The sequence below is a fragment of the Bacteroides sp. RTP31139st1_H2_RTP31139_211217 genome, from assembly GCF_040227615.1.
GTDB lineage: Bacteria > Bacteroidota > Bacteroidia > Bacteroidales > Bacteroidaceae > Bacteroides > Bacteroides uniformis.
The window spans coordinates 1-6,779 of sequence record NZ_JBCNZM010000209.1; the positions used below are offsets into that span (position 1 = coordinate 1).

5 protein-coding genes are annotated in these 6,779 nt (G+C 43.4%); 3 read left to right on the top strand and 2 right to left on the bottom strand.

Annotation, left to right across the window (positions count from 1 at the left end; all coding sequences use genetic code 11):
• Positions 1–166: 166 nt before the first annotated feature.
• Positions 167–970 (bottom strand): ThuA domain-containing protein, encoded by an 804-nt coding sequence (locus ABUA47_RS21855; protein WP_349832044.1) that lies wholly within the window; start codon positions 968–970, stop codon positions 167–169.
• 42 nt (positions 971–1,012) lie between these two features.
• Complete coding sequence (locus tag ABUA47_RS21860; protein ID WP_057258628.1) at positions 1,013–3,478, bottom strand: glycoside hydrolase family 9 protein; 2,466 nt, start codon at positions 3,476–3,478, stop codon at positions 1,013–1,015.
• 231 nt (positions 3,479–3,709) lie between these two features.
• On the opposite strand from ABUA47_RS21860, the gene ABUA47_RS21865 reads away from it, so the two are divergent.
• The 3 genes from ABUA47_RS21865 (at position 3,710) to ABUA47_RS21875 (ending at position 6,700) form a co-directional block, all read left to right on the top strand.
• Positions 3,710–4,441, top strand: a complete 732-nt coding sequence (locus ABUA47_RS21865) for a hypothetical protein (RefSeq protein WP_229126676.1) — start codon at positions 3,710–3,712, stop codon at positions 4,439–4,441.
• 353 nt (positions 4,442–4,794) lie between these two features.
• On the top strand, positions 4,795–6,093 hold the full coding sequence (locus ABUA47_RS21870) for an AAA family ATPase (protein WP_005777390.1): 1,299 nt from the start codon (positions 4,795–4,797) through the stop codon (positions 6,091–6,093).
• A 4-nt stretch (positions 6,094–6,097) separates the two neighbouring features.
• Positions 6,098–6,700 carry an RloB family protein gene (locus ABUA47_RS21875; protein ID WP_032541540.1) on the top strand — a complete coding sequence of 201 codons (603 nt, stop codon included), beginning with the start codon at positions 6,098–6,100 and terminating at the stop codon, positions 6,698–6,700.
• Positions 6,701–6,779 lie beyond the last annotated feature (79 nt).

The following is a 6,779-nucleotide window of genomic DNA, read 5'->3' on the forward strand; positions in this document are numbered from 1 at the left end:
GTCATTCCGGCCCGTTGGGAACCGGCAAGGGTATCTATATAAAACGACCGAAACAGATACTTTTCGAAGGAAAAGTATCTGTTTCGGCATAAAAACGTAGTGTTAACATAGGAAATAGGGGAATTATCCCCTAGTTCTTCTCTTGATTGCTGTTATGGAAACCGTTTTATTTGAGGAACGGGTTGCCGCATTTGTCTTTGCTCACTACCCAGCGGAAAGCATTAACCAATAGCAGGTTCTGTGTACCGTCGATAAACTCTTCGTCACCATGCCCCATATTCAGGTAAATCATTCTGTAATTCTTGTTGGACCATACGATGGGGAAGTCGCCAAAATTCACTACATCCTTGATACCCAGTGGATAGTTCTTGGGAGATAGGGACAAGAGTACCTCTACGTCCTTGTTCTGGCGGGGGCTGGGAGTCCATTGGTACCATTCGCTGGCGGGAGCCACGAATGATGCAGGCAGATTCTTGGTAACGGGATGTTCTTCGTTGTCGACTTCGACCAATACCGGCTGGGGAGGCCAGTTGTTGCAATAGAACACCCCACCACCAAGAAACTTAACGAACCAGGGCCAATGCGTGTTTTTGTCGTTGTAGGCTGCTGCGTGGAAACCTACCCAACCGCCTCCGTTTTCCATGTATTGCTCAAAAGCATCGCGTTCGGCCTTGGTGTTGGGGGATGTGTTAAGCATGATAATGACATTGTATTCTTTCAGTTTCTCGTATGGGTATTTTGAAAAATCGGTAGTAATATCCAGAACAAAGCCGTCACCGTAATTGAGCTTCTTGAAGAAAGTGGTTGCTTGTTCTGCAAATTGTACGTGTGCTTCTTCCGCATGTTGCGTGTAATAAATCAAAGCCTTGAAGCGAGGAGCTTTGGCATAGTTTGCCGGATAACCTTCGGGGACTTGTGCGTACGTCAGCAGGGTGCAAGCCGTAAACAATAAAATAAACAGATGTTTCATAATTTGTAATTTATAATTTATAAGTTATTAATTCTCCATTATCTAATATTCCGCAATCAGAGACAGCCATTTGCCTGCCGAGGTAATCCATACCTCTTTATAACAGGCATTGTTGGTTTGCGGCCAATAGGGGACATCGTCGTTACCCAGGGTACGGATACCAACGGGCATCTCTCCTGTCATTTCTCCCGAAGAGAAGGTATTCAGTTGCGGATAGTTGTGTCCTTCTCCATAAATCAAGGATTGTCCGAAAGGATTCTTGCCTACGGTCCAGTACAACTGTTCCAGACCGATGTTGAGCAGTTCCTTGTCCTTCAGGAAGTTTCCGCAGATGGCGGCGGACTTTCCGTTGGAAAGATGGATGGCGGTATTGCCGTTGAAAATGTTGAACCACACGGGGAAACGTTTCATGTAGTGCTCTTTGTCCAGTTGTACTCCTCGTTTAATCTGTTCCGTGTACAGTTCCTTGGCATTGGCAGGGGGAAACAGATGGAGGGCGTAGAAGTTGGTGGTATCCTTATATTCCTCTGCATGGTAAACACCGCTTGGAATCATACCGTAGGGATGGGTATACTTCATCATTCCTTTCAGATACTCTCCATATAGTTGTATGGAATTCACCCATTTAGGATAATCGGGGTGCTCCTTCTGGGTTTCGCAAAGCATCACCATGGCCTGCATATAGACCTGCTCGCGCGACTGGTGTATGTAATGTACGATGGATTTGCGGGATTTGTCCCGGTAGAAGAATCCGCGTGTCCCGTCTTTGTCTTTCAGCGGTTCCGTGCGCTGGCAGTCGAGGGTGTAGCGGATGTATTCGGCGGCGATGTCCGCATAAGAAGGTTTTCCGGTCAGCTTGTATAATTGGCTTGCCGACCAGGAGATGGTAGCCATATACTGACTTTTCGAAGTGTTGTAACTGTGTTCGTAAGGCTGGACGAACTGGTCGAAGCTATCTTTTTTGAACTTCTCCATAGCAAAAGCGAAATCTTCTTCGGCCACGCGCAATAGGTATTCCTGCAGCATCGGGTCGTTGTCCAGCGTCATGGAGGCGTAAGCTTCGTATCCGGCATAGAGAAAGTTGTCAAATGCCATGTTCTGTACACGTACGGAAGATATGTCGTCCAATGTATTGAACACACCGTCTTGCCAGATAAGCAATCCCATGCTGCTGGCGCGGTAACCATCGCCGTAGCGGTTCTTTAGGATGAACTCTACTCCCCATTCCGCCTCTTCACGCAGGCGGGCGGCGAGGGCTGGGTTGATATTTCTTTGTTTATTATAGGCTTCGAGCAGAGCAAAGGTCACGTCTCCCGTCTGCAAGGTTTGCTGGGACAAGTCTCCTGCATCGTGCCATCCGCCGGAGTAGGAGATGCTGCGTCCGTCATGTCGGGACATGAGGTCTACGTGGCAGGTGGAATGCTTGCCGGGAACCGGATGTCCACAGCGCTGGCAGAAGATGAAGTTCAGCACTTTCCATTGTGAATCTTCCCAAAGTCTTTCTCCAATCCGGAAGGTGGGAGTTAGCGATGTTCCGACCTTCAGCTGATACTCTCCGGGATTATTGAAGGAGGTGAAATCAATAAGGCCAAATTCTCCGAGAGTGGTTTTCTCTTTTCGGATGTCTCCTTCGTAAGCTATTTCTCCGGTTGGGGTAAGCAGTTGGAAGCGCTTTCCGGCGTCTATGGTGAGGTTTGTGTTGATGAGGGCGGTTTTGGGGTGGTTGACGGCATAGCCGGTTGTCGAGTAGGAGATTTTTCCATCGGCAGGTATCCATCCGCTGACTTTCTCAGGGGCTTTCACCGTTTGCAGTTGTAGATTGTCCAGGTAGTAGATAGCTGAATCTCCTGTAGTCCGGTCTTTGCCTTTGAGGGCTGTGCTGAAGGTGATGGACATCACCTTGTCGCGCTGATACTCGTCTATTTCGAGGAAGCATTGGTTCCACTCCTTATTAATAAGGTTAATGAGGTGTGAACCCGAAGGCTGATTATATCCTTTCTTGGCAGGAGTATCTGCATTGCGAAACGTGAGGTTCATGTTGACGATGCGCGCGCCGTCGCAATCGGGATAGATGGAGAATACGATGCGGTTGTACTTCTCCAGATTGGCGCCGTCTAGATGATAGGTAACACTGCTGTTTCCGTAGGTGGCATAGTCTGGGTCGGAAGGAGAGCCGGTCGCCCTTTTCCCGGTGAATGTGGGGAATTGCAGTTTGATGCTGCCTTTGCCGGAAACGGTCTTTTCCGTACTGAAGGACATGCTTCCTGCGCCGGAATGACTCCATCCCTCTGTACCTGCCGAGCGGGTGAGAGGAGCGCTTTGCAAGACCTCCTTTTTCCATCCGTTGGTTTCGAAAGAGTTTTCAATATCCAGGGGGAGGGGTTGATGTATCAGTCCGCTTTCGTGGAGTTGTCGTTCCAGTTTGGGGTCTTGGGTCAGACGTGTCTGACCGTATGCGGCAATACTGCCGAGAGATAAAAGGTATAAAAATAATAATGTCTTTCTCATGTTGATGTCAACCTTTGGTTTCGGTTGCAATGTTAGCCATTATTAGGCAGAAGGAGGTTTGAAAACTGCCATAAAAGCTTTAAAAGCTATCCGAAGTAGAGGAAATATGAATTTCGGTAGATGTATAATCCCTATGATGTACGACTTATAATGCCAAAGAAAATACTAAAATCGTATTTTCATAACAGAAGAAAATTGTAACTTTGCGAAGTTATGTCACAATGTTAACCTATGATGCGTATCTTGATTTTAATAATAATGCTGTTGCCATGTTCGCTTGGTATGTATGCATCTGCAATAGATAGCCTTTTGTCTGTTCTGGATAAGACTATCGTGATGCGTAGACAATACGAGGAAGAAAAAGAACGGTATATTTCTTTGATAAAGGATGAGTTGAAGCAAGGGAGGCTTACTGACATGGAGCGTTATCTGATACAAAATCGTCTTTTTGCCGAATATAATTCTTATATTAGTGATTCTGCATTACATTATATAAATGAAAATATTCTTATTGCCACACGGCTAAATAATAGGCAATGGATAAATAGTTCTATATTAAATAAAGTACATATTCTAAATACTTCGGGCCTTTTTGTTGAAGCAATGGAATTGCTGAAATCGCTTCCTCGTAACACGTTGGAGGGTGAAAATATAGTGGACTATTATGTATGTTTTGAAAACCTATATCTCTATCAGGCAGAGTACGCCACTGATCGGAACTACGTGAACAATTATCTTCGGATAGCAAATTTGTATAGGGATTCTATAATCAGCCTAGTACCGGAAGATACTTATAGATATGTAGTCGTGCATGCACCTCAGCTCATTGACCAGGGAAAAAGTCAGGAGGCTATATGTTTATTGAAGAATTTTTTACCTCGGTTGAAATCCAATACGCGTGAGTATGCAGTAGCTACTTCAATTCTGGCTTTTGCTTATCATGTCGTGGGCAACAAGATATAAAATTATATAACAAACTGATTTACTATATTTTATGGCGTGAATAAAAGAGTAGTTTTGTAATTTAGTACCATTTTAGCATCACTATTTAGCCATCGTAAATAGAATCAAGGGATGGCGCAAATGGCATAGGACAATTAACTTCTTTGGCTGCATAATCCACATTCGTTTACCGTCCTCAAATCAGTCAACACCTTCCGGAGATAATCAGACGGTTAATTTATAGCCACAACAAATAGATATTCGCTGATTTTATATTTGTATTGCGTAGTTTTTCTACAATAATCGTATTTATAATTTGTTGTATGAGATTTTATTTGTATCTTTGCACCATACAATAGATAAAATCAACGATTATGATAGCAGAGTTCAGCATTGAGAATTTTTTCTCCATTAAGTCGGTTCAGAAAATCAGTTTTGAACCATCGGCAGATACTTATATGTCTGATGAGTACTCGTATGAAGTTAAGGACGGTGTAAGATTGCTGAAAGTGGGCATCATCTATGGTGCCAACGCTTCCGGTAAAACGAATATATTAAATGCCATTGAATTTTTCAAGATGCTGGTTTTGAGAATGCCTAAAGACAGGACTGAGAAAACCGGGGTTGTCCCTTTCATGTTAGATGACACTTCAAGAAACGAAAAGACAAAGATGTCAATGGTGTTCTATATCAATCAGTCGAAGTACATTCTTAGTTTTGAATTGGATGCAAAGCATATCTATTCCGAGACATTGATTGTTTATGATTCCATTCGCCCGACCAAGCTGTACAACCGAAGTTATGATGCCGCAACAGATTCCACGACCATTGACTTTGGCGTAAACCTGAAAATGACAAAGAAAAGCCAGGATGTGATTTCCGGCAACACTATCAATAATTGCAGTGTGCTTGCCGCATTTGGCAAAAGCAACGTGGAACGGACAAGGCTGAATGATGTGTACGATTATTTTGCCAAGCAGGTAAAAGATGTATTGGCTCCCGGTATGTTGCTTTCGGGATATGTCAAATCACGATTGGATAAAGACGAGGCAGGAGATTTGAAGAAATTCATTTTAAATTTCCTGAAAGCGTCCGATTTCAATATAGAAGATGTGGTATTACATGAAGAGGAAGAGCTGATTACACCTGAATTGGAACAACTGATTCAGAATGCCCCTATTGATAAAGATGCAAAGGCTGAAATGCTTAGAAAGGGGAAAATTACAAATACGGAACTGACCTTCAAGCATAAGGCAGGCGATAAAGTATATGATTTGTCGGAAGAATACGAGTCCAATGGCACCATGAGGTTCTTGGGAATGGCGGTGATACTGAATTTCTTGTTAAAGACCAATCGGTTTGTGCCCATTGATGAAGTGGAGACAAGTATTCATTATGAACTGTTGGCTTATTTCCTGAAAGTCTTTCTGGCAAACAGTAACGGAACATCCCAAATGCTTCTGACCACACACGACATCAATCTTCTCAACGAGGATTTCATTCGCCGTGATACGATATGGTTCACCGACAAAGACGAACTTGGCGAAACTAAAATAGTACGCCTATCTTCTTTGGGACTGCATAAGAATCTTTCCCCATACAATGCTTACAAGCAGGGAAAATTGGTAAAGTTGCCGTTCTTGGGTAGTCAGTATATCAACCTGAATGACTAATGATATGGGACGGACAGTAACAAAAAGTATCGCCATCATAGGCGAAGGAGAAACGGAATGGTTCTATTTCGATTCTCTGAGAATTGCGTGTCGCTATCCTTTCAAGGTCGCTCCGGATTTTCCGCAGCATAGCGACATCAATCATATACTGAAACTGGTAGAATCTTATTTGAACAAGCAATATGATTATATTGTATGCCTGTTTGATATGGACAGGCTGTATCAATATCCTTCCGAAATGCAGTTGTATCAGCGGGCAAAGAAAGAGTATAGCAAGAAGAAATATGCCGGAAAGGTGATGTTTATAGAAACGAATCCTTGCACGGAATTTTGGTTCTTGCTCCATTTCTTGCCTAATGTGGCCTGTCGGCGATATGAAAGTTACGACCAACTGCTTCCCGAATTGCAGAAATACATGCCGGGATATGAAAAGACAAAACGATATTTCATACGCATCAACCTCTATAAATACCTGACAGAGAATGGTAATTTGGAACGGACGATGTTAAACTCAGAAAAGTTGTGCCAACTCTGCAAGGAATCGCCGGAGGATTTGAAGGCGTATTCGGAGGTACATAAGGTTATAAATCTGTTGAATAACGTGTAAAAGGTAAGCATTCGGCAAACTACAGGTATTAAACTTTTATATACAACAATAGCGACTGTCACTATGAACCTAATAGTAT